The organism is Shewanella sp. KCT, assembly GCF_007636505.1.
Classification (GTDB): domain Bacteria; phylum Pseudomonadota; class Gammaproteobacteria; order Enterobacterales; family Shewanellaceae; genus Shewanella; species Shewanella halotolerans.
On the sequence record NZ_LVDJ01000003.1, the window covers coordinates 41,108 to 61,349 of the forward strand.

The window sequence follows — 20,242 nt, forward strand, 5'->3', positions numbered from 1 at the left end:
TATGGAACACTATATCAATCTCTTTGTTCAGGCCGTCTTTATCGACAACATGGCGCTCTCCTTCTTCATGGGCATGTGTACCTTCCTGGCCGTGTCGAAGAAGGTATCGACCTCCTTCGGTCTGGGTATTGCGGTTATCGTGGTGATGACACTGGCGGTGCCGCTGAACCAGCTTATCTACTCTAAGGTGTTGGCGCCGGGCGCCCTGGCCTGGGCGGGCTATCCCGAGCTGGATCTGAGCTACCTTAAGCTCATCACCTTCATCGGTGTGATCGCGGCTTTGGTGCAGATCCTGGAGATGTTTTTGGATAAGTATATTCCTAGCCTGTACGACAGCCTGGGGATCTTTCTGCCGCTACTGACGGTGAACTGCGCCATCTTCGCCGGGGTGATTTTCATGGCGAACCGCGACTACACCCTGGGTGAGTCTGTGGTGTTTGCCACCGGTTCAGGCCTTGGCTGGGCGATGGCTATCGTGCTGCTGGCGGGACTGCGTGAGCGGATGAAGTTTCACGCCATTCCAGCCGGGCTGCAAGGTGTGGGTATCACCTTTATTACCACGGGCCTGATGGCATTGGGCTTTATGTCTTTCTCCGGCATCTCGCTGTAACGGGCGTGCTAGTGTCAGTGCATTAAGAAAAGGGTTATTAGATGGAAATGGCAATAGGCATAGGCATGTTCACCATAGTGGTGTGTGTGCTGGTGATGGTGATTTTAGTCGCCAAGAGCAAGTTGGTGATCAACGGTGACGTGAGCATCCGCATCAACGATGATGATGACAAGAGCATAACCACGGCGGCGGGCGATAAGCTACTGGGCGCCCTGGCGAGCAAGAATATCTTTATTCCTTCGGCCTGTGGCGGCGGCGGTACCTGCGGTCAGTGCCGGGTGAAGGTTAAGTCGGGTGGCGGTGATATCCTGCCGACCGAGCGTGACCATATCAACAAGAAAGAGGCCAAAGAGGGCTGTCGTCTGGCCTGTCAGGTGGCGGTGAAGACTGATATGGAGCTTGAGCTGGAAGAGGAGATCTTCGGCGTTAAGAAGTGGCTGTGTGAGGTGATCTCCAACGATAACCAGGCCACCTTCATCAAGGAGCTGCTGCTCAAGCTGCCCGAAGGGGAAGATGTGAAGTTCAAGGCGGGCGGATATATTCAAATTGAGGCGCCGGCTCACGAGGTGAAATACAGCGATTTCGATATCCCGACCGAATACCGCGACGACTGGGAAAAGTATGGCCTGTTCGATCTGGTCTCGACCGTAGAGGAAGACGTGCTGCGTGCCTACTCTATGGCTAACTACCCGGATGAGAAGGGGGTGATCATGCTGAACGTGCGTATCGCCACCCCGCCATCAGAGGGGCTGCCACCGGGTAAGATGTCCTCTTACATCTTTAATCTCAAGGCGGGCGACAAGGTCACCATCTCAGGGCCATTTGGTGAGTTCTTCGTTAAGGAGACGGATGCCGAGATGGTGTTTATTGGAGGTGGTGCCGGCATGGCGCCGATGCGCTCACACATCTTCAACCAGCTCAAGGGTGAGCAGACCAAGCGTAAGATGACCTTCTGGTACGGTGCCCGTTCACGTCGTGAGATCTTCTATCAGGAGGAGTTCGACGCGTTGGCGGCGGAAAATGATAACTTCGAGTGGCACGTGGCCTTGTCGGACCCGCTTCCCGAGGACAACTGGGACGGCTACACAGGCTTTATCCATAATGTGCTCTATGAGAACTACCTGAAGAATCACAAGGCGCCGGAAGACTGTGAGTTCTACATGTGTGGCCCTCCGATCATGAACTCCTCGGTGATCAACATGCTTGAAAGTCTTGGGGTTGAGCAGGAAAACATACTACTGGATGACTTCGGCGATTAATCCTTAGTCTTTCTAAGACAAAAACGCAGCCAATGGCTGCGTTTTTTATGTCGAGGTGGGACGGGTCGCTATTTGATCTATGTCATAGTGGTCTAGCAGGCATAGCTTTATATTGTTTTGTTATCTAAAGGTTAACTAAGCAATGATATGAGCGACAAGCCAGAGAGCTGCGAGAACAATACACCCAAGAGTACCTATACCATCTCCGCGCGGGGTAAGGCGGATCATCAGTCGGTGATTAAGTTTTTAAAACAACATTTTGCCGCGGTGCCCCTTGGGCAGATTGAGAGTGTATTTGGTTTCGTCGAGCCATCGACCCTATATGGCGGGCGTTTCTATCTGATGCGCCAGCTGTCCGAGCGGGACACTGGCCTGCTGGCGGATCATGGTATAGGGCTTAGAATTCCCTTTACCAATCACTTTGCCACTAAGGAGGAGTTTGACGCCAATCGCGCCTTGCTGGCTAAGTATCATCACAAGCGCAACTCTATTATCTGCACCAATGACGACCTCGCTTATTGGATCAAGCAGGAATTTCCCGACTATGACATCGAAGCCAGCGTGATTAAGAACCTGCTAAAACCAGAGCAGATCGAAGAGGCCTTTGGGCTCTACGACACCCTGGTGCTTCCTATGGTGCTCAACGATGACGAGGCTTTCCTGGCCGCGCTACCTCATAAAGCGCGTATTCGTCTGTTTGCCAATGCGGGCTGTGCCTACACCTGCCTGGCGCGTATCTGTTACAAGTCTATCTCTAAGTTTAATAAGGGGCTGGGGGGCGAGTTTAAGTGTTCCCAAGATCTTAAGGCGAGAGAGATGCAGGGCATGATAGATTTCGATCTACAAAGGCTGAGAAACCTGGGATTTCATAAGTTTAAACTGCTCAGGGCGAGGGCTGGCGCCCAGACTGGTTATTAGTGGCTTTTGGTCGATAGCAGGGAAGTAAGGCGCTAGACAAGCCCAAATATTTAGCCCATTAGGTCGAGTCGAGTTGCTGCCAAGGCTTTATCTTTACCAGCGCTTTCTCTTTTTTTGCGTTTTCTATTTGTCTGCGCTTTCTATTTGGTCGTGGGTTATTTTTGGCGACGCTCTTCTCTGATAGTGCATCAGGCGATCGCACTTGTGCTTTCTTATGTCTTCTTAATGTATTTACCTGAATAAAATCAGCTTGATACTACAAGAATTGCTGGCGCTAGCTATCGCTTAGCCAGCAATATTCCCCGTTCAATCAACATACTTTTCTGTCTCTTTAGCTTTTAGCTGAGTTGCCGTTGAGTCACTGCAACCCAGTTGTCTCTGTGAAATTACGGATTTACAAAATATTCACATTTGGGTTTACTCCTACTTTTATTTGAGTATATTGTATACAGAATATTTTATCTCAATAGGTAATGTTGTTATTCGCCCGAAAGGAAGCGAACACGCCAGGGAGAGGGCGATTTACCCTAAAAAGCTAACAATAAGAGTGACTAATAACATGACCAACAAATTGACTTTATCTATCCTGGCCGCCCTGTTGACAACTAGCGCAGGCGTTGGCGCCAAGCAGCCCGAGTTTGCCGCCGATCACTGTAAGGCGGGGGAGATTAACGCTCAGCATTATCGTAATTTCCCCGCCGCTTTAGATGAGGCCAAGGCGCGCCATGCCAAGCTGTTTGAGCGTAAGCGCGCCATGGCTAAGCCTGGTGATGACGCCAGTGTGGCGACGGGCGATACCCCTTCGGCGCTGGCCTTGTCGGCGACCCCAAGTTACGTGATCCCTGTGGTGTTCCATGTGTATGGCACCCAGTTCAACGGTAAGACGGTGACAGATGCGGTGATCATAGATGCCCTCAACAAGACTAACGAAGACTTTCAGGGGCGCACCGCCGATTTCGCCGACATAGATGCTGAGTTCCAAGGGGTGAAGCAGGCGCTCAATATCGAGTTTCGCCTAGCCAGTATCGATCCTCAGGGAAATCCCACTTCGGGTATCGTTTATCATCCGGCATCGTCTGGGGCGGGTAACTATTCCAGTTCAGATGTGAAGCGGGATCACTGGGATAACTACAAGTACATGAATGTCTACATTCAGAACGACCTCTATGCCGATGGCGTCACCAACAATTCAGGAGTGGCCTGGTACCCGGATACCACTATGTCAGACGAGGGGTTGGCACGGGTGACCTACAACGGCGCCTACCTTGGTAGCAATACCGATGAGAATTTTCGCTCTGTGTTGACCCATGAATTCGGCCACTTCCTGGATCTGATCCACACCTTCGAAGGCGGTTGTAAACGTGGCATGGAGCGCCGCTGCGGCACCACGGGCGATGAGAACTGCGACACGCCACAGCAAAACAGCTGGCAGATGAACCCGGGTGATGGCGGCATAGTCAACTGCATGGGGCAGACCATTAACTGGCAGAACTTTATGGCCTACTCAGATCAATACGCCAACTTCACCCAAGATCAGGTGGCGCGCATGGTTAATGGCCTCGACAGTCAGGCTCGCGTGACCCTCTGGTCGGTGCAAAACCAGGCCGCGACAGGTGTGGCGAACTAATAGCGAAAGCCATCAAAAACGCTTAAAAAAACGCAGCCTAGGCTGCGTTTTTTTCATCTCTTTAGGCGAGGATTAGACAAATGGCTAGATAAATACCGGGGCGTCGTATTCGTAGCCCTCGTCGGTATAGGCGGTCACTATGGCATCATCCACCAGGCCGATGGGGGAGCTCACCTGAGTGTCGAAGAAGTGTTTGATCTGCTGGCGACGGCCGTGAGCCGCCCAGCTTTCGCCATCGGCCCAGATCTCATTGAACACGATAGGGTAGTCGGTGCGACTGGCGCTCGGATGGTCTATCTGACGGGTGAGAATGTACTGAATACACCCCTGTTCCCGCAGTGAGTCGGGCTCCAGTGCCTTGAGTACTTCAAAGAGTTCGGCTTCCTTGCCCGCCTTGGGGCGAAACTGGGCTATCACAAAAACGCGTGTTGACATCTGAGGCTCTCCGCTGGTTAAAAACTTAAATAAAATCATAGATGGCCTCTGAGTCTAGCCTAAAATGCGGCGTGGTTTAAAGGAGGCGTTTCACTGATATGCTCGTAGGTTTCTGGCGAATAGGGCAATGGTTATTCAGTGCGGTCCGAGAGTGCTATCATCAGGGCCCTGACAGAGCGTAGAGGAAACAGAGTGACACAGAGAGAAGCTAAAGATGCCCTTAGCGTTTTTGCTGAGCGACTAGATCAGCTTGGGCTGGCAGATAATGAATTTAGCGAGGCGCTGAGTCAGGCCAAATGCATGTGCGCGCCTAGAGGGGAGATACTGCTGCACCAGGGGGCCTGCCAGGAGCATGGCTATTTCATCGTCGATGGCATCTTGGGCGCTCAGTATTATGGCGATTGTGGCGGCCTGTTTTCGAAGGAGTTTTATTTCGAAGGGGAGCTCTGCCTGCTCTATCACAGCCTGCTGACGGGGGATGCGGCGCCCTATCAGCTGGAGGCGGTGACTGACACGACCCTGGTGCGCTTCCCCCTAGCGTTGCTCAAACAGGCGAGCTGGCAAGCCGTGCTGATCGCCTTGCTGAGTCGACAGCTGCTGTACAAGGAGGAGAAGGAGGCATTCTTGCTGCTCAAACGTCCCGAGGAGCGCTATCTCTACCTGGTCAACCACAGACCCATGTGGGTCGAGCGCCTGAGTAACGTGCAGCTGGCTCGCTATATAGGTATCACGCCCGTGAGTCTGTCGCGGCTCAAGGGCAGGCTAGCCTGAGAGGACTAGTTTACAAGACAGATTTGTTGATATAGGTGACAAGATATCGGTGCGACACTTTCCATGCCTTGGTATAAGCTAGTACATATAAGCATCGAAAAGATTCTTCCCGGCTTATCTTAAGTTAATGCGCCTTGAATCAAGGCTGAATCATACTAGCGCCTTCTTTAGCATGTTGAAATCTTAGGTGGTGTATGTCGCTGTTTCTTCTGTCTCAATGCTTGATCGCTGTAGCGATCATTACAGACATTCTCTCTTTTCAATTCAAGCAGAAGCGCCACATAGTGCTCTGCCTCGCACTGTCTGGGGTATTAATCAGCGTTCATTTTGCGCTGCTGCTCCAGTGGACGGCCGCCGGGCTTATGTTGGTTGCCGCAATTCGTTACCTGGTAACCGTATTTTCGCACTCGCGGCGCCTGCTCTGGTTGTTTCTGGGGATTAATAGCCTGATCGCCCTATTTACCTATGCCGGCCCCCTGAGCCTGATAAGCTTTGTCGGCAGCTGTACTCAGACCATCGCCGCTTTCTGTCCAAGGGATCAACGCCTGAGACAGCTGATGATAGTGGGCACCAGCATCTGGCTGCTTAACAATTATCTGGTGGGTTCGCCCACGGCTGTGGTGATGGAGCTGCTGTTTATCGGCAGTAATCTGGTGGGTTACTACCGTTTCTATGGCTTGCCGTGGCGGCCTAGGTTGGTAGATTAAGGTGCGGGATCCGAGTATTGAAATCTGGCTTGAGAAAAATGGTGGCGGTGATTGCCACCGCCTTAATGCTTGCTCTTTCCTAGGCGAGCTCCTAACTTAACTGCTCCCTACTTAGCTATATAGTTACTTAGCGACTTACCGCTTAGTTATCACGTTGCTTAGTTCGGCCCTGTTGATTGTGAGATGAGGCACCGCGACCGTTATTGGTCTGATGGCTCTTCACTGGCTGATGGCTCTTTACCTCACGCTGGTAGCTATTGTCTCGCTGATGGCTTTTCACTTCTCGCTGAGGGCTCCTTTCTCTTTGGTAGCTTTGCTGTTGATGACTCTTCTCACGCTGATAGCTGTCGTTTCGCTGATGGCTTTTCATCTCACGCTGATAGCTGTCGTTTCGCTGAGGGCGCTTCTCTCTATTCCACTCTTTCGTCCTGTTGTCGGCTTTATTGCTCGATGAGCGGTTGGCCTTGTCATTCAGGCTGAGTCGGTCGCGCTTCTCATAATACTTGGTCGGCGTCTTATGCGCGTTTTGATGACGGTCATGCTGGCTGCGGGCATCGCTCAATTTGTGGCTGAAGTTCTGCTCGCGGCGCTTTTGAACCTGCGCCGCGTTGTAGTGCTTGGCCTGACTCGGCTTGGCCTGCTTTGAATTGGAATAGCGATTCACGCTGCTATTGTGTTTTACGTCATAACGGTTAGGACGATACTTGTCGTAGCGGGCCTTAACCTTTGGCGAGCGATAGGCAACACCGTGTCTATGCACCGGCTTGTGGTGCCAACGTTGGGCGCCGCTGCTGGTCACGATTCGGCTGTAAGGGCGGTAGCGAGTCGTGTGGTGGTGATGGGTCACCACTATGTGACGTTGACGCCAGCTAAACGCACTGAAGAAGTAGTTAAAGCTGATATGTATGCCGCTGTTGAAGTAGAAGTGTCCCGAAATATGACCCGGGTAGTAACGGGCATAATGGGGCGGATAGGCCCAATATACTGGCGGGTAGTTGTACCAGTGCCAATGGCCGTAGACCACTCGGGTGTCATAGTAAGGCACATAGATCACCTCTCGCTGCACAGGTTCGATAACGATCTGGCGATTGACCTTAGTGACCTTCATATTCTCCATGTCGTCGAAGGCATTGGCGCGCTCGGCCTGCTGTCTCAGGCTCTGAATGCTGTCCAGCACTCGCTCCTCGTCCTGCAGGAAGGCGTCGCCCAGCTTCTGGGTCCACTCGAGGTCGTCACTCAGGCGTTGCAGCAGATCGGGAAAGGCGACCAAGGCGGTGACGCTGGGATCCCAGTCCTGTTTCTCAGCGCGGTTAACCGCCTCAGCGCCTTCTAACGACTTGTTTTTGTTGCGCCAACGATTGGCCTGCACCACCTCTAGCGGATAGGTGGAGGCAATTAAAATGTGGGTGAGTAGGCTGTCGGGATACAGGGCGATGGGGGCCAGCATCTGTGCCAGCTCGGCATCACTAAATTGGATCTCTTGAACAGCGTCTTCTGCCCGCGACACTGAAGGGGTAAGCAGTGACTGTGAAAGGGCAATGAGCAGGAGCAAAGTCCATTGTCTGATGCTTTTCATAACGTCTCCTAGGCTTATCTGTCATTGGATTTACTCAGATAATAAAAGGCCCAAGATGAACATTAGCTGAAAGCTATTTTATGCTTGTTTTATGTACTACTTACTGTCTGTAATGTGATAGAAAAAGCGCAGGGCGAAGCGAATGAAAAGCAACTATAGTTGTAACCATATCAGATTATTAGCCTAATTCATTCGGTGAATTCTTGACGATATGGACAGATGACAAACAAAGTTTATTTTAGTGGAATCATATCTCTCTGCTGGGGGAGCGTTATGGACAGGCATGGAGTTGGTGTTAGGTGAGTATTCAGAAGAAACTATTAGGTTTGCTGACGCTGTTATTCCTGTTTGTATTTGCCAATATATTCATGGCTTACTTTTTAGAGCAAAAGAGTGAGCAGAAACTGCGTTGGGTTAATCATACCCATACCTTGCTGTCCTACTCAGATAAACTTCTATTAGCGGTGGCCAATGCGGAAACGGGACAGAGGGGGTACCTGCTCACAGGCCAAAAGCATTATCTTCAGCCTTATCATCTTTCGCTTCACACTATCAATGATTTGCTAAAGCAAATCACATTGCTTACCCGGGACAATCTGAAACAGCAACAACTGCTGGCGCGCTTAAGCACAGAGATTGAGCGCAAAATCGCCGAGTTAAAGGAGTCAATAGCGCTTTTCGAAAAAGATCCTATGGCAGCTATGGCACTGGTGCGCAGCGATGTGGGTCAAGAGTATATGGACAATATTCGTCATTATCTCGATGAGTTTAACCGCGAAGAGCAGCGCTTACTTGAACTTCGCATTGCCGATTTCACCTCGGTTAGAGGGGATATTAAGACCATTTTCATCATTGAAATCATAGTGGCCCTGTTTTTGGCACTGGCAATCTTTGTGCTGATCAGAAAAGGCTTGTTTGCCCCCTTGAGTAAATTAATCGAAGCCACAAAGCGAATGGAGGCGGGGGAACGCCAACACCTGACCGATTTCTTGCCCAACAACGAGATCGGTTATTTGATGTCTTCATTTTATAAAATGAGTGAAGTCGTGTTTCAAAAGCACCAACAGCTGCATAAACAGGCGCATCTCGATGAGCTCACGGGGGTCAATAATAGGGTCTGTCTGTTTAAAGATTTAAGCGATGCAATAGAGCAGGCGCAGTGCAAAGAGACAATTTTGGCATTAGTGTTTTTGGATATAGACAATTTTAAACAGATAAACGATGAACATGGTCATCAGTGTGGTGATGAGCTACTAAAGGCGCTGGGAATAAGATTAACCCAGAGTTTGAGGCGCAGCGACGGTATTTATCGCTATGGAGGTGACGAGTTTCTAATCTTGCTCAATGATCTCTGCAGCGTCGAAGAAGTTCATAAGACCTTAGCTGGGGTTGTGGACAAAATGCGTGGTAGCTTTAGTTATCAGGGGGAAGAGCATCCGCTGCATTTTAGTCTCGGTGCCGCCTTGATGCCCCAAGACAGCCAAGACAGCGAAACCTTGATTCGATATGCCGATATTGCCATGTACGTCTCTAAGCGAGAAGGGCTGCAACGATTGGTCTATTTCGAGCCCAAGATGCTTGAAGACAATACAATAGCCTAAGGTGTATTAACCTTGAGCTGTGCCTGGAAATCCAGAGACCAGCGTTAGTTCGCAAATTGCTGGTTAAACACAAGCTCAAACTTGGCGCCACCTAAGTTTTTACTCTCATCTATGGATAGTGCGCCCTGATAGCTGTCCACCAGGTCGCGAACTATAGCCAAACCTATACCATGGCCCTTAGCATAGGTATCGGCACGCTTTCCCCGTTCTAAGATGGTTTGTCGCTGCGCCGGGCTAATCCCTTCGCCATCATCTTCGACGCTGATAATGAGTTTGCCTTCGCGCGTTTCAACACTGAGTTCAACTTGTGATTTTGCGGCTTTACAGGCGTTATCCAGCAGGTTGCCCAGCATCTCGGTTAGATCGCTCTGGTCGCCGTAGAAGATCTGGTTTTCCTCTGGGGCCTTGCCATAGCTGAGCGCTACCCCGGGATGGATCTTGACCAGGGTGCGCAGCAGCTTGTCGGAGACCAGGCTGATCTTAATCCCCAGGTGCCAGGCGTTACCGGCGGCGCTCTGGGCTCGTTTAAGCTGGTGGCCTATGGTGCGATTTATCTGCCTGACTTGTTCCAGAGAGGTGGGGCTGAGATCTTTTTGGCTCTGGATCACCGCCAGCGGCGTCTTGAGGCTGTGGGCCAGGTCAGAGAGGGCATTGCGATAACGACTGCGCTGGCGCTGCTCTGTGCTCAGCAGTGTGTTTAGCTGTTTTGCCACCGCCTGCAATTCATTGGGGTAATGGCCGCTGAGTTGCTCCGCCTCGCCACACTGTACCTGCTCCAGCTCCTCTCTAAAGCGCGCCAGGGGGGTTAATGTCCAGGCCAGCCAGGCAAATTGAATTGCCAGCAGCACCAGCATCAGCACGAACAACCAGCTCCACAGATGTTGGCTAAAGGCGTTGAGCTGCTGCGCCACGCCGTCGAGATCTTTAATGATGTGGACCGTGATAGGCGCGCTCTGGCGCTGGGTCTCGCCGGGGGCGAAGCGTACGCTAAAGCTGTAGATGAGATGGGGCTGCTGCTCTAGCATCAGCTCGCCAAATTCGCTGCGACCCACCTTAGGATGGGGCAGGGGCGTCGTCAGATTCAATCCAAGAAAGGAGTTGGATGACCAGAGTGGCTCAATGCTGGCTGGGCTATCACCCTGGAGAGCGCTTTCAGTTCGGCGATCGCCTGCGCGGTCGATCATTGCGTAGAGGCCTGAGCCTATGACATTGAACTGATTTTCCAGCAGCACCTCTGGCATATAGAGCTTGCCATCGTCCATCTCGGCCACCGCCAGTACAGAATAGAGGTAGGCACTTAGCTGCTCTCTGACGTTGGTCATAACCTGTTGTTTAAAGGCGTTGTTGAGGGCGAAGCCAATGGTAGGCAGCAGCAGCAATATCAGCAGCAGGGCGCTGAGGATCAAACGAACCCTGAGGGAGTTGAGTTTGCCCTGTGGGGCGCGCTGGCTGCTCATCAGATGGCCTCGAAAGCTTAACTGTTATCCAGTGGCTTCAGGCGGTAGCCCTGGCCACGTAATGTCTCGATAAGCCCATATTGGCCGTCGGGGTCGAGCTTCTTACGCAGGCGGCGGATAAAGACCTCGATGACGTTGGAATCTAAGTCGAAATCCTGATCATAGATGTGCTCGATGAGAATGCTCTTGGACTTCACCTCGCCGATATGCAGCATGAAATACTCGAACAGCTTGTACTCGGAGCCACTCAGACTGACATCCTGGTCGCCAAATTTGATCTCGTGGCTGCTGGTATTGAGTGAGTAGGGCCCGTTTTGAATCACTGGGCTGGATTTGCCCGCCGCCCGGCGGATCAGCGCCTTGAGCCTGGCGACCAGCTCTTCGGGATGAAACGGCTTGGTCAGGTAGTCGTCGGCGCCGGCATCCAGGCCTTCGACCTTGTCTTGCCAGTTGTCGCGGGCGGTCAGGATCAGTATGGGGTAGTCTATTCCCTCTTCTCTTAACCTGGCGATCAGCGCGATACCATCTAACTTAGGCAGGCCAACGTCGATAATGGCGGCGTCGTAGGGGTACTCTCGTCCCTGAAACAGACCCTCTTCGCCGTCGCTGGCGATGTCTAAGGTGTAGTTGGCATCGAGCAGGTGTTGTCTCAGGTTGTCCTGAAGGGCTAAATCGTCTTCAACCAGTAGTAATCGCATTGGTGTGTCCTTTCTTAGCAGGTTATTGTCGGCTCATCTGTCCTGTGACGGCGTCGATGGCGACATAGAAGACCACGCCATCTTTACTGAGCAACTTGGCGCGGTAGCCTGGGTTGCCATTGACCCGTGATGATTGCACGCTCAGGACCTTGGCGTTAAAGCGTCCCTTTACCATCTGAGTGGCCTGCTGACGATTTTTAACACGCAGATTTTGATTAGTATTTTTCTGAGCCGCCATCAAGATGCTGCTACTGGCCGCCGATATTCCATAGCCCGCACTGTAACCTTGTAGGGGAAACAGGAGTGACGCTATGGCGAGCAATACTAAGGCTGGTTTCATCAAAATCACCTGTGTTGAATTCTTCGGACAGTGTAAAAGATCCTATAAAAATAAGAAACATATGCCGCGATTCTCCATGCTCGCCAGGGGGAAAGGCAAGCGTGCTTCTTCATTGTTATCTTGCGCAGATGAACAAGAGCTGAATGTTCAACTTTGCGCCATCTCCTTGAATAAGCTGATTTTTAATGTTCAGCTTACGTTCATTTTCGATCGCATCTAATGGCCTTAAGCAAGACGCAGTCCATTTTATGGAGATTGATTATGAACAGACTCACGATGAAAACGAGCCAGCAGCTGGCAACTAATACGCCAACAACTAATACGCCAACAAACAAGACGCTCTCAACTATAAACTCCTCAGCTCTGGGTAAGCTGTATAGCGCCATCAAGGCCACTGCCTTAATGACCATGCTGGGCAGCGGCGCAGCCATGGCGGCCGACAATCTCGGAGAAAATACAGGTGACATAAGCGCCCTGGTCGGCTCGGCATCGACCAGCGTAGTGCAGGATGAGCAGACGTTGGCCCAAGGTTTTAGCCGCGCCGGGCAGGCCATGACCAGTACGCAGCAGGCGAGCGCCGAACAGCTTAAATTGCAGGAGGTGGAACTTGCCCCGCGTAAGACGCGTGAGCAGGTGATTGCCGAGCGCCAGGCGCTGACTATTAACGCAGAGCAAGGCTCAGAGAAAGGTTTAGATCAGGCTGGTACTAAACAGCTCAAGTCCTCCGCTCAGCGCCTCGAGGCGGGGATCTACCATGAATTTGCTATCTATGAGGCCAGCAGTCGCCTGTTTGAAGATATCGATTATGACGGCTTCTATCGCACCTTCAGCGTGACCTTCGATGCCGACGTCCACAGTTATTATCTGGGCGAACATGCCAACGTCTATGCCGACCTCTATCTGAGCCGTAATGGCGGCCCCTGGGAGCTGTACCACACCACAGATGTGTTCACCATAGTGGATGATGCCAGCGACGATGATTTTGAGGTGCTCACCACGCTGCATACTGGTTATCCGACGGACCATTATGATGTGTTGATCGATCTCTATGAGGTGGGTTACAGCGATATCGTCGCCACCATCAGCAGCGATGATCTGGATGATCTCTATGGCCTGCCGCTTGAGAGCGCCGATCGCGACCAGTATGTGGTCGAAGAGGTCGTCACCGAAGTCGAGGTGAGTGGCGGTAGCCTCTCTGCGACCTGGCTGATGGGACTAATGGGCCTGACGGGACTGAGCCTGGTGCGACGTCGTCAGCAGGCGTAGATATCCTTTATGTGTCTCTTCCTTTTAACGTCACATAACCGTTTTTAGCATTCGTTTTTTAAAACCATTTTTAATAACCACAGCCAAATTAAGGTTATGTGACGTCGCCATGAAGCATATTTCACAAAATTTTGCCCCCAACAGGCGTATATTATTAGCCACTGGATAAACGTCTGAAATGGGGGAGACGATGTCAAAAGGGACGATTAATCAAGTGGCTGACAATCAAGGGGCAGTCAGTCAAGAGGTGAAGGTTTACAAGGTGTGGGATAAGCCCACGCGGTTGTTTCACTGGATAAACCTTGGCTTAGTCATGGTGCTGATCTTCATCGGCATGGTGATGTTATTTAAGGGCGATATTGGCATCAGCGGCCTGGAAGCCAAGATAGGCCTGAAGAAACTGCATGTCTGGGTCGGTTACCTGTTTGCCATTAATCTGGTGATCAGACTGATCTGGGGGGTCATCGGCAGTCATAGCGCCCGCCTGAGTCAGTTGCTCCCGGATCTCAAGGGATTATCTGGCTACAAGGCCAAGCTGGCCAAGGGGGAGTCGCCTCAATATCTGCATCATAATCCCATGGGGCGCCTGGCCATCTTTGCCATGATGCTGCTGTTGGTGACCATAATGGTGACAGGCCTGGTGCGCGCCGGGACCGATATCTATTACCCACCCTTTGGCGGTGCGGTCAGCGACTATATCGCCCAGCCCGGGGTCGATGGTGCCAGCATCAAACCCTATGACGATACCGGCGTCGATGCGCAGAAGGTGGCGATATTAAAGCCCTATAAGTCGCTGGCCGGCGAGGTGCATGTGTATAGCGTCTATCTGCTGATCCTGATGATAGTGCTGCATGTGGCCGGGGTGATAGTGGCCGAGATTAAACATCAGCCTGGCCTAGTGTCGGCGATGATATCGGGTAACAAGCCCCTCAGCGGTCCCGCCGAGGATGAGAAGCACTAACTGCGATAGATAGAGACCATAGCAGGTTTATAGCCTAAGCATACGGCATCTGTTCATCGGAGTTTGAAGCAAGTATGAGAAAAATGCAGCCCCGGCTGCATTTTTTTATGCCCTGGATTCTACCTATTTGCCTAGCGGATAAAGCTTGGTTGGTTTTTTATCAAAGCAGCAATTAAAGACTTAATTTAATGCGATTTTTGGTCTAGTATGTTAGCTACTTGTAAATGTTTCGTTTCCGGGGGAAGCATGAAGCGCGCATCTATGCTGGTATTGTGTTTGGCGAGTCTTATCGCGTCGGGATCTGCGATGGCGGTTGCCGATATTAAGGGGTATTACCTGGGGGCCTTGGCGGGCCACTCTACGCTAGAGGCGGGAGAATTTGACGAGTCGGCCATCAGCTATGGTCTCTATGGTGGTTACTATTTCAGTAAAAACTTCGCCGTCGAGAGCACTTATGTTCGCACCGACAACTTTGTCGATGTGGGGGATGTGAAGGCCAATCAGCTGTCTATCGCGGCCAAGTTCCACCACTATTTCAATAATACTTACTCTATGTTCATCAAGGCGGGTATGGCGGCCACTAAGGTTGAGGCCGATCTGGACTACGACGGCAACGGCTGGCTGTGGGGCACTGGCTTTAACATGGCTTTCGACAATGGCATTAACGTGCGTATTGCCTATGAGATGCTCTATACCGATCTCGATGCGACCGGGCTCGATGAGCAGGTGGAAAGCGACTGGGGTAATGTCTATCTAGGCGTGCACTATCAGTTTTAGGCGCTAGATTAACGTTAGGCGTTAGCCCAACTATAGACTCACCTCCATTTTTAGACTCACGCCCATTTTTAGATAGTGAATGTTGATAAATAAGATGCAGCCCCAGGGCTGCATTTTTTGCGCTTTAAGTTTGTAAAACGTCATCTAAGGCGCATTTACAATGTAAAAAATCCACAATAACTCCTTCTTAAACAATTACAAAGCTTCTGCTTCTCTCTCCCCTTGGCTTCTCCATATTGAAAGCTTATTGATAATCGTTATCATTTGCGTGCAATTTTTAGGGGAATTCTAAACAAATGAAACAGATGCGCTTATCAGCAGTCGCGCTAGGATGTGCCGTATCCTTGTCGGTATCGGCAGAGGCAGAGCAACACAATACCAGTATCGAACAACAAGCTTCGGTAGAGGTCGAACGCATTACCGTATATGGTCGGCAGAACAAGGTCGTAATGAACTCTGGCCTAGCCACTAAATCTGATATGTCACTCATGGAGACGCCTGCAGCCGTGGTGGTGGTCGATGAGGAGTTGATCACAACCCAGGGGGCAACAGAGCTGCAGGAGCTGCTGCGCAACATAAGTGGTGTGACCCAGGCGGGAAACAACTACGGCATAGGCGACAATATCGTTATCCGTGGCCTGGGGGCCAATTATACCTATGATGGCATGTATGGTGGTGCCGGTCTCGGGAATACCTTTAATCCGACACGCTCATTGACCAATGTCGAGTCGGTTGAAGTGTTAAAAGGCCCTGCAACCGGGCTTTATGGCATGGGCAGCGCCGGCGGCGTTATCAACCTGATTGAGAAGAAGCCTCAGTTTAATGCCAGTCATCAATTCACTGCCGAAGTTGGTCAGTGGGACAGCTATTCACTGGGGCTCGACAGCACGGCGGCGTTGACAGATAAGGCGGCCTATCGTTTGGTGGCAAAGCATGCCAGAAGCGAGGGGTATCGAGACATAGGTACCGACAGGGATGAGGCTTACGCTTCATTAAAATATCTACTGAGCGATCAGCAAGATATCATGCTCAGTGCCGCCTACATCAAAGATGCGATAGCGGTAGACTCTATCGGACATCCTATTCGTATTTACAATGCCGCGTCGGTTGGGGGTAAGCCTGCGGGTGAGGTTAGCTGGCAAGATCTGCTCAACGATGTTTCTAGCGCGGGATTACAGCTGAGCGATGAACAGCGTAAGCAATTGGCTGACTCGTTATCTGCCGGTGATGGCCTGACCCCCTATGCCTTAGGTGAAGCGGGGATCATTTCGCCGATGGCGAAAGACAACGAGGGTGAAGAGCTAAGGTTTAAGCTGACCCATAATATCTTTTTCGCTGACAATCTCTTTCTCAATCAGCAGTTGCAGTATCGCGACTATCAGTCGGGGTTTGCCCGTCAAACAGGTGCCTATAACTATGTTTATTGGAACCGCAACGGGGTGATCAACAGCGACCCCCGAGCGCCTCTGGTGGTAGATGATCGTCTGTATCCTTTCGCCGCACGTCGCCAGGAGTATCGTCAGGTTCAGGCCGACGAGACTTCGTGGCAGTATTTTGCCGATCTGCGTTATGACTTTAGCGTCGCGGGAATAGATAACGAGCTGTTAGTTAACGCCAATTTTGAAGATCGCAATATTCGCTTCAAGCAATACTCCATCTATGACGCGGACAAGGTGATCAAGAATAAGGCCGGTGAGGTGATCTATCAGGGCCAGCTGCCCTATATCTTCGATATTCGCTCGCCCAACTGGGCGGAGGGACAGTTCGAAGATTATGACCCTCTGATGACCAGCAACTATAACAAGAAGGTGCAGGCATGGGGCGTGGGCCTGCAACATGTGGGTTACTTTGATTTTGGTATTACGACGCGAATTGGCGTCGCCTTCAATGATATCTCTCAGCGTTACGAGCATTATGGCGTCGATGCGCGCTACAGCGCCAGTCTCGCACAGCCTACGCCGGAAGCCGATACCTCAGATGATGGGATGACCTATAACTTGGGCATTACCTACATGCCAACCGGTGATCTGTCGTTCTTTATCAATCACGCCAAGGGGCGCACCGCCTATAGCGTGCTGGGCAGCCTAAAGGGCGATGGTGCCGATAGAGAAGACTCGGAGTCTATCAGCAACGACATAGGGGTACGTTTTAAAGCCTTTGATGATCAGTTGCTGGCCTCGATTGTGGTGTTTGAAAGTTCACGAACGAACTTGCAATACAACAACAAGGACTATGAGGCGGGGGTATCGGGCCCAGATGTGGCGCAATATTTCTATGACGGCAAGGAAGAGACCAAAGGGGTTGAGCTGGATCTCAATGCTCACCTTGGTGAGCGCTGGGCGATAAATGTCAATGGTGTCTATCAGGACGCCAGAGACAAGCAAGATCCTAACAGCACTAGCTTCGATACTCGTCAGAAAGGTGTCCCTTACGTGACGGCCAGTACCTGGGTGACCTATGATGCCGACTGGTTTAAGCTGCCGAGTCCGCTCAGTGTCAGCCTGGGCGCAAAATATGTGGATGAGCGCAGCACCCACTCGGCATCGTTTGGGATCCCTAATGGTTATGTGCCCAGTTATACCGTGATGGATGCGGCGCTGAGTTATCAGGCCGACAGTTGGACAGTGCAGCTGAATGTGAATAACCTGCTGGATGAGCACTATTATGAGAAAGCCATGTTCCTCGGCGGTATGCCAGGCGCCGAACGCAACGCCAAGCTGAGCCTCAGCTATCGTTTATAACTAGCCCGCTCACCAGCTAGATAGGTAATAAAAAACGCAGCCAGGCTGCGTTTTTTTGTGGGTAAATCCTAGCGTAATTTACCCGGCAGATATTTGAATCTCGCCATCTGCTCGCCGTGGTACTCAACGATTTTTGCCACCTGCTCGTCGCTCAGTACCTGACGCCACTGGTTCTTGCTGCCTTGGCGGAAGAAAGACTTGGCATTTTCATGCTTCTCCACAAAGCCGCGTTTGCTTTCCTGGGCCTTAAGCTGGGCGAAGGAGGAGTGCTTGATGGCGTTCTTGAGGCGATTGGGGTCTTTCTTCAGGCCGAGGAAAGATTCTATCTTGCGAAACACCTTCTTGGGGTCATCTAAGATATCTTCGTAGCGCAGGACTAGCTTGGCCTCTTCAGGGTTTTGAGTCCAGCTGGAGACATGCATTGACCATGAGGTGATCACCTGTGGCACGTTTTCGGGCTCGTTGGGGGTGCCTGTCATCTCTTCTGCCATGTAGGCGATGGTCTCATCTATGCTGTAACCGAAGTAGTTGGCCATAGAGACGGTGACGTCTAAGGGGTTTCGCACTATGTAGATGGAGCCCGAGGTCACCGAGGAGTTATGCAGCGGATACTCTTTATAGGTGCCCAGATAGTTATGGGTCTTCACGAAGGTGGTGCCGCGGGCCTGAGGGCGCAGATCTCATCCAGACTGAGGTCTGTCGTCTTACGACCGTCTTGCAGGCGCGCTTGAAAGCGGTGCGCTGCCGACTCGGCGGTCGAGATCTTGTGCATGGTGTTGATGTCGACCCCTTTTTCGGCGTTTTGGATGTAGTTTTCAAGGAAGGCGCGAACCCAGGTGTTGCCCGATTTGGGATAGGAGGCGACCCAAAGAATATTCCCCATCAAAAAGTCCTTTCATTATTCTTGTGACTAGCTGGACGTGTGCGTGTCCGGGTACAGGCATATGAAACTACCGATTTGCCCGGCAAATGGCAAGGGAGAGGCAAAACTCTCTTATGTCTCGCCGGTGGTGCATGGGAAATAGCATAATGGCTAGATTGGTTTCCGCCCTAAGAGTCGCTATGCTGATCACCTAGAGGAAAAATTTTAGGCAATGGAGTCAAGCATGTTACGCCAGATCATTCTTCAATCCTGTTTAGCGGGCGCCCTGGTTGCCCTCTGCACCAGCCAAAGCCTCTGGGCCCAAGACGAGGCGCTGGCGCAGTCGGTCAAGCAAGCCATGCCGGCGCTCTCCAGTCTCTATCTCGAGCTGCACCAAGCTCCCGAGCTTTCTTATCATGAGCAGCAGAGTGGCGCGAGGATGGCGGCCGAGTTTGAGGCCTTAGGTATAGAGGTGACTCGGGGTTTTGGCGGCCATGGCGTAGTTGGCATCTACCGCAACGGTAAGGGGCCCACTGTGATGATCCGCGCCGATACCGATGCCCTGCCGATTGTCGAGGAGACGGGTAAAGCCTACGCCTCTAAGGTCACCACTCTTGATGCCCAGGGCAATCAGGTGGGGGTGATGCACGCCTGTGGCCATGATGTGCACATGACCAATCTGGTGGGCACGGCGCAGCAGTTGATTCGGCAGAAAGATAAGTGGCAGGGCACCTTGATGCTGGTGGCTCAACCCGCCGAAGAGGTGGGGGGCGGTGCCAAGGCGATGCTCAAACAGGGGCTGTTTAGCCAGTTCCCGACACCCGATCATATTCTTGGGCTGCATGTCAGCGCCTCTGTGCCAGCGGGTAAGGTGGCCATCGCCCCGGGCTATGCCCTGGCGAACGTGGATTCGGTGGATATCAGCGTGAAGGGGCGCGGCGGTCATGGCGCCTATCCTCATACGACGGTTGACCCTGTGGTGTTAGCGGCGCGCATAGTGCTTGCTTTACAGACAATCGTCAGCCGGGAGGTCTCGCCATTATCGCCCAATGTGATCACCGTGGGCTCGATTCACGGCGGCTCGAAACACAACATCATAGGCAACGAGGTGAAGCTGCAGCTGACGCTGCGCTCCTACGATCCTAAGGTGCGCGAGCAGCAGATAGCCGCCATCGAGCGACTCACTAAGGGGATCGCCATCAGTGCGGGACTGAGCGAGGCCGAGTGGCCTGATGTGTATGTGCATCAGGAGGAGAGCATACCATCGACCTATAACGACCCGGAGCAGACAGCTAAGGTCAGGGCCAGCATCGCCAAGCAGCTGGGAGATGATAATGTCCTGGAGGCATCGCCTGTGATGGCGGGAGAAGATTTTGGTCTGTATGGCTTAACGCCCGCCAAAAGGCCAATCACCCTGTTCTGGCTAGGCGCTGTGCCCGCGGCCGATTATGCGGCCAGTCAGGTATCGGGCGCGAGTCTCCCCTCGCTGCATTCCAGCAAGTTTGCGCCCGATTACCCCGTCGCCATCGAGGCGGGAGTGCAGGCGATGAGCCGTGCGGCCTTAGATCTGTTTAAGGAATAGCGCGTTAACGGGTCGATATTTAAGACCACTAGAAGTGTTTAAGGTAGGGCTGGC

At 52.0% G+C, this 20,242-nt stretch carries 19 protein-coding genes; 12 read left to right on the top strand and 7 right to left on the bottom strand.

Annotated features, from left to right (window positions below; translation table 11 throughout):
* Position 1: 1 nt before the first annotated feature.
* From nqrE to AYI87_RS05210, 4 genes are all read left to right on the top strand, one after another.
* Positions 2-610, top strand: coding sequence for an NADH:ubiquinone reductase (Na(+)-transporting) subunit E (nqrE, locus tag AYI87_RS05195; RefSeq protein ID WP_011866502.1), 609 nt, complete (start codon positions 2-4; stop codon positions 608-610).
* A gap of 41 nt (positions 611-651) precedes the next feature.
* Positions 652-1,869: an NADH:ubiquinone reductase (Na(+)-transporting) subunit F gene (nqrF, locus tag AYI87_RS05200; protein WP_144200212.1), complete on the top strand. Its 1,218-nt coding sequence runs from the start codon at positions 652-654 to the stop codon at positions 1,867-1,869.
* A 147-nt stretch (positions 1,870-2,016) separates the two neighbouring features.
* On the top strand, positions 2,017-2,787 hold the full coding sequence (locus tag AYI87_RS05205; protein ID WP_144200214.1) for a hypothetical protein: 771 nt from the start codon (positions 2,017-2,019) through the stop codon (positions 2,785-2,787).
* A 559-nt stretch (positions 2,788-3,346) separates the two neighbouring features.
* Positions 3,347-4,414, top strand: coding sequence for a M43 family zinc metalloprotease (locus AYI87_RS05210; RefSeq protein ID WP_144200216.1), 1,068 nt, complete (start codon positions 3,347-3,349; stop codon positions 4,412-4,414).
* A gap of 84 nt (positions 4,415-4,498) precedes the next feature.
* Here the strand turns inward: AYI87_RS05210 and AYI87_RS05215 are convergent, their stop codons facing one another.
* Positions 4,499-4,849, bottom strand: a complete 351-nt coding sequence (locus AYI87_RS05215; RefSeq protein ID WP_144200218.1) for a putative quinol monooxygenase — start codon at positions 4,847-4,849, stop codon at positions 4,499-4,501.
* A gap of 192 nt (positions 4,850-5,041) precedes the next feature.
* On the opposite strand from AYI87_RS05215, the gene AYI87_RS05220 reads away from it, so the two are divergent.
* Positions 5,042-5,620, top strand: a complete 579-nt coding sequence (locus AYI87_RS05220; protein WP_144200220.1) for a Crp/Fnr family transcriptional regulator — start codon at positions 5,042-5,044, stop codon at positions 5,618-5,620.
* Positions 5,621-5,814: 194 nt separating this feature from the next.
* A complete protein-coding gene (locus AYI87_RS05225) occupies positions 5,815-6,327 on the top strand; it encodes a YgjV family protein (protein ID WP_144200222.1) in 513 nt (170 codons plus the stop codon).
* A gap of 142 nt (positions 6,328-6,469) precedes the next feature.
* On the opposite strand, the gene AYI87_RS05230 is transcribed toward AYI87_RS05225, so the two are convergent.
* Positions 6,470-7,903 (bottom strand): DUF3300 domain-containing protein, encoded by a 1,434-nt coding sequence (locus tag AYI87_RS05230; protein ID WP_144200224.1) that lies wholly within the window; start codon positions 7,901-7,903, stop codon positions 6,470-6,472.
* Positions 7,904-8,202: 299 nt separating this feature from the next.
* Here AYI87_RS05230 and AYI87_RS05235 point away from each other — a divergent pair, with 299 nt between their 5' ends.
* Positions 8,203-9,504, top strand: a complete 1,302-nt coding sequence (locus tag AYI87_RS05235) for a diguanylate cyclase domain-containing protein (protein ID WP_144200226.1) — start codon at positions 8,203-8,205, stop codon at positions 9,502-9,504.
* 44 nt (positions 9,505-9,548) lie between these two features.
* On the opposite strand, the gene AYI87_RS05240 is transcribed toward AYI87_RS05235, so the two are convergent.
* Genes AYI87_RS05240 through AYI87_RS05250 form a run of 3 tightly spaced genes read right to left on the bottom strand, consistent with a single transcriptional unit; the run spans position 9,549 to position 11,999 of the window.
* Positions 9,549-10,961: an ATP-binding protein gene (locus tag AYI87_RS05240; RefSeq protein ID WP_144200228.1), complete on the bottom strand. Its 1,413-nt coding sequence runs from the start codon at positions 10,959-10,961 to the stop codon at positions 9,549-9,551.
* A gap of 17 nt (positions 10,962-10,978) precedes the next feature.
* Positions 10,979-11,659 (bottom strand): response regulator transcription factor, encoded by a 681-nt coding sequence (locus AYI87_RS05245; protein WP_144200230.1) that lies wholly within the window; start codon positions 11,657-11,659, stop codon positions 10,979-10,981.
* 22 nt (positions 11,660-11,681) lie between these two features.
* On the bottom strand, positions 11,682-11,999 hold the full coding sequence (locus AYI87_RS05250) for a PepSY domain-containing protein (RefSeq protein ID WP_186300560.1): 318 nt from the start codon (positions 11,997-11,999) through the stop codon (positions 11,682-11,684).
* Positions 12,000-12,260: 261 nt separating this feature from the next.
* Here AYI87_RS05250 and AYI87_RS05255 point away from each other — a divergent pair, with 261 nt between their 5' ends.
* From AYI87_RS05255 to AYI87_RS05270, 4 genes are all read left to right on the top strand, one after another.
* Complete coding sequence (locus AYI87_RS05255; RefSeq protein ID WP_260865082.1) at positions 12,261-13,265, top strand: choice-of-anchor H family protein; 1,005 nt, start codon at positions 12,261-12,263, stop codon at positions 13,263-13,265.
* Positions 13,266-13,455: 190 nt separating this feature from the next.
* Positions 13,456-14,226: a cytochrome b/b6 domain-containing protein gene (locus tag AYI87_RS05260; protein WP_144200232.1), complete on the top strand. Its 771-nt coding sequence runs from the start codon at positions 13,456-13,458 to the stop codon at positions 14,224-14,226.
* Between the two features lie 246 nt (positions 14,227-14,472).
* Entirely contained in the window at positions 14,473-15,003 is a 531-nt protein-coding gene (locus tag AYI87_RS05265) for an outer membrane beta-barrel protein (RefSeq protein ID WP_144200234.1), read from the top strand.
* A 296-nt stretch (positions 15,004-15,299) separates the two neighbouring features.
* The gene (locus AYI87_RS05270) at positions 15,300-17,744 is read left to right on the top strand and encodes a TonB-dependent receptor (protein ID WP_144200236.1); all 2,445 of its coding nucleotides are present in this window, start codon (positions 15,300-15,302) and stop codon (positions 17,742-17,744) included.
* 68 nt (positions 17,745-17,812) lie between these two features.
* Here AYI87_RS05270 and AYI87_RS05275 read toward each other — a convergent pair whose 3' ends face one another.
* Positions 17,813-18,391: a sulfotransferase domain-containing protein gene (locus AYI87_RS05275; RefSeq protein WP_260865083.1), complete on the bottom strand. Its 579-nt coding sequence runs from the start codon at positions 18,389-18,391 to the stop codon at positions 17,813-17,815.
* Positions 18,388-18,627 carry a hypothetical protein gene (locus AYI87_RS21385; RefSeq protein WP_260865084.1) on the bottom strand — a complete coding sequence of 80 codons (240 nt, stop codon included), beginning with the start codon at positions 18,625-18,627 and terminating at the stop codon, positions 18,388-18,390. The genes AYI87_RS05275 and AYI87_RS21385 overlap by 4 nt, the downstream gene beginning before the upstream one ends.
* 223 nt (positions 18,628-18,850) lie before the next feature.
* Between AYI87_RS21385 and AYI87_RS05280 the strand changes: the two genes are divergently transcribed.
* Positions 18,851-20,188, top strand: a complete 1,338-nt coding sequence (locus AYI87_RS05280) for a M20 family metallopeptidase (protein ID WP_144200238.1) — start codon at positions 18,851-18,853, stop codon at positions 20,186-20,188.
* Positions 20,189-20,242 lie beyond the last annotated feature (54 nt).

What these genes read in the sequence shown, in the direction of transcription:
- nqrE (WP_011866502.1), top strand. Translation starts at nt 2, where the DNA reads ATGGAACACTATATCAATCTCTTTGTTCAGGCCGTCTTTATCGACAAC.
- AYI87_RS05210 (WP_144200216.1), top strand. Translation starts at nt 3,347, where the DNA reads ATGACCAACAAATTGACTTTATCTATCCTGGCCGCCCTGTTGACAACT.
- AYI87_RS05280 (WP_144200238.1), top strand. Translation starts at nt 18,851, where the DNA reads ATGTTACGCCAGATCATTCTTCAATCCTGTTTAGCGGGCGCCCTGGTT.
- AYI87_RS05250 (WP_186300560.1), bottom strand. Translation starts at nt 11,999, where the DNA reads ATGAAACCAGCCTTAGTATTGCTCGCCATAGCGTCACTCCTGTTTCCC.
- AYI87_RS05205 (WP_144200214.1), top strand. Translation starts at nt 2,017, where the DNA reads ATGAGCGACAAGCCAGAGAGCTGCGAGAACAATACACCCAAGAGTACC.
- AYI87_RS05255 (WP_260865082.1), top strand. Translation starts at nt 12,261, where the DNA reads ATGAACAGACTCACGATGAAAACGAGCCAGCAGCTGGCAACTAATACG.
- AYI87_RS05265 (WP_144200234.1), top strand. Translation starts at nt 14,473, where the DNA reads ATGAAGCGCGCATCTATGCTGGTATTGTGTTTGGCGAGTCTTATCGCG.
- AYI87_RS05260 (WP_144200232.1), top strand. Translation starts at nt 13,456, where the DNA reads ATGTCAAAAGGGACGATTAATCAAGTGGCTGACAATCAAGGGGCAGTC.
- nqrF (WP_144200212.1), top strand. Translation starts at nt 652, where the DNA reads ATGGAAATGGCAATAGGCATAGGCATGTTCACCATAGTGGTGTGTGTG.
- AYI87_RS05230 (WP_144200224.1), bottom strand. Translation starts at nt 7,903, where the DNA reads ATGAAAAGCATCAGACAATGGACTTTGCTCCTGCTCATTGCCCTTTCA.
- AYI87_RS21385 (WP_260865084.1), bottom strand. Translation starts at nt 18,627, where the DNA reads ATGGGGAATATTCTTTGGGTCGCCTCCTATCCCAAATCGGGCAACACC.
- AYI87_RS05215 (WP_144200218.1), bottom strand. Translation starts at nt 4,849, where the DNA reads ATGTCAACACGCGTTTTTGTGATAGCCCAGTTTCGCCCCAAGGCGGGC.
- AYI87_RS05225 (WP_144200222.1), top strand. Translation starts at nt 5,815, where the DNA reads ATGTCGCTGTTTCTTCTGTCTCAATGCTTGATCGCTGTAGCGATCATT.
- AYI87_RS05240 (WP_144200228.1), bottom strand. Translation starts at nt 10,961, where the DNA reads ATGAGCAGCCAGCGCGCCCCACAGGGCAAACTCAACTCCCTCAGGGTT.
- AYI87_RS05245 (WP_144200230.1), bottom strand. Translation starts at nt 11,659, where the DNA reads ATGCGATTACTACTGGTTGAAGACGATTTAGCCCTTCAGGACAACCTG.
- AYI87_RS05270 (WP_144200236.1), top strand. Translation starts at nt 15,300, where the DNA reads ATGAAACAGATGCGCTTATCAGCAGTCGCGCTAGGATGTGCCGTATCC.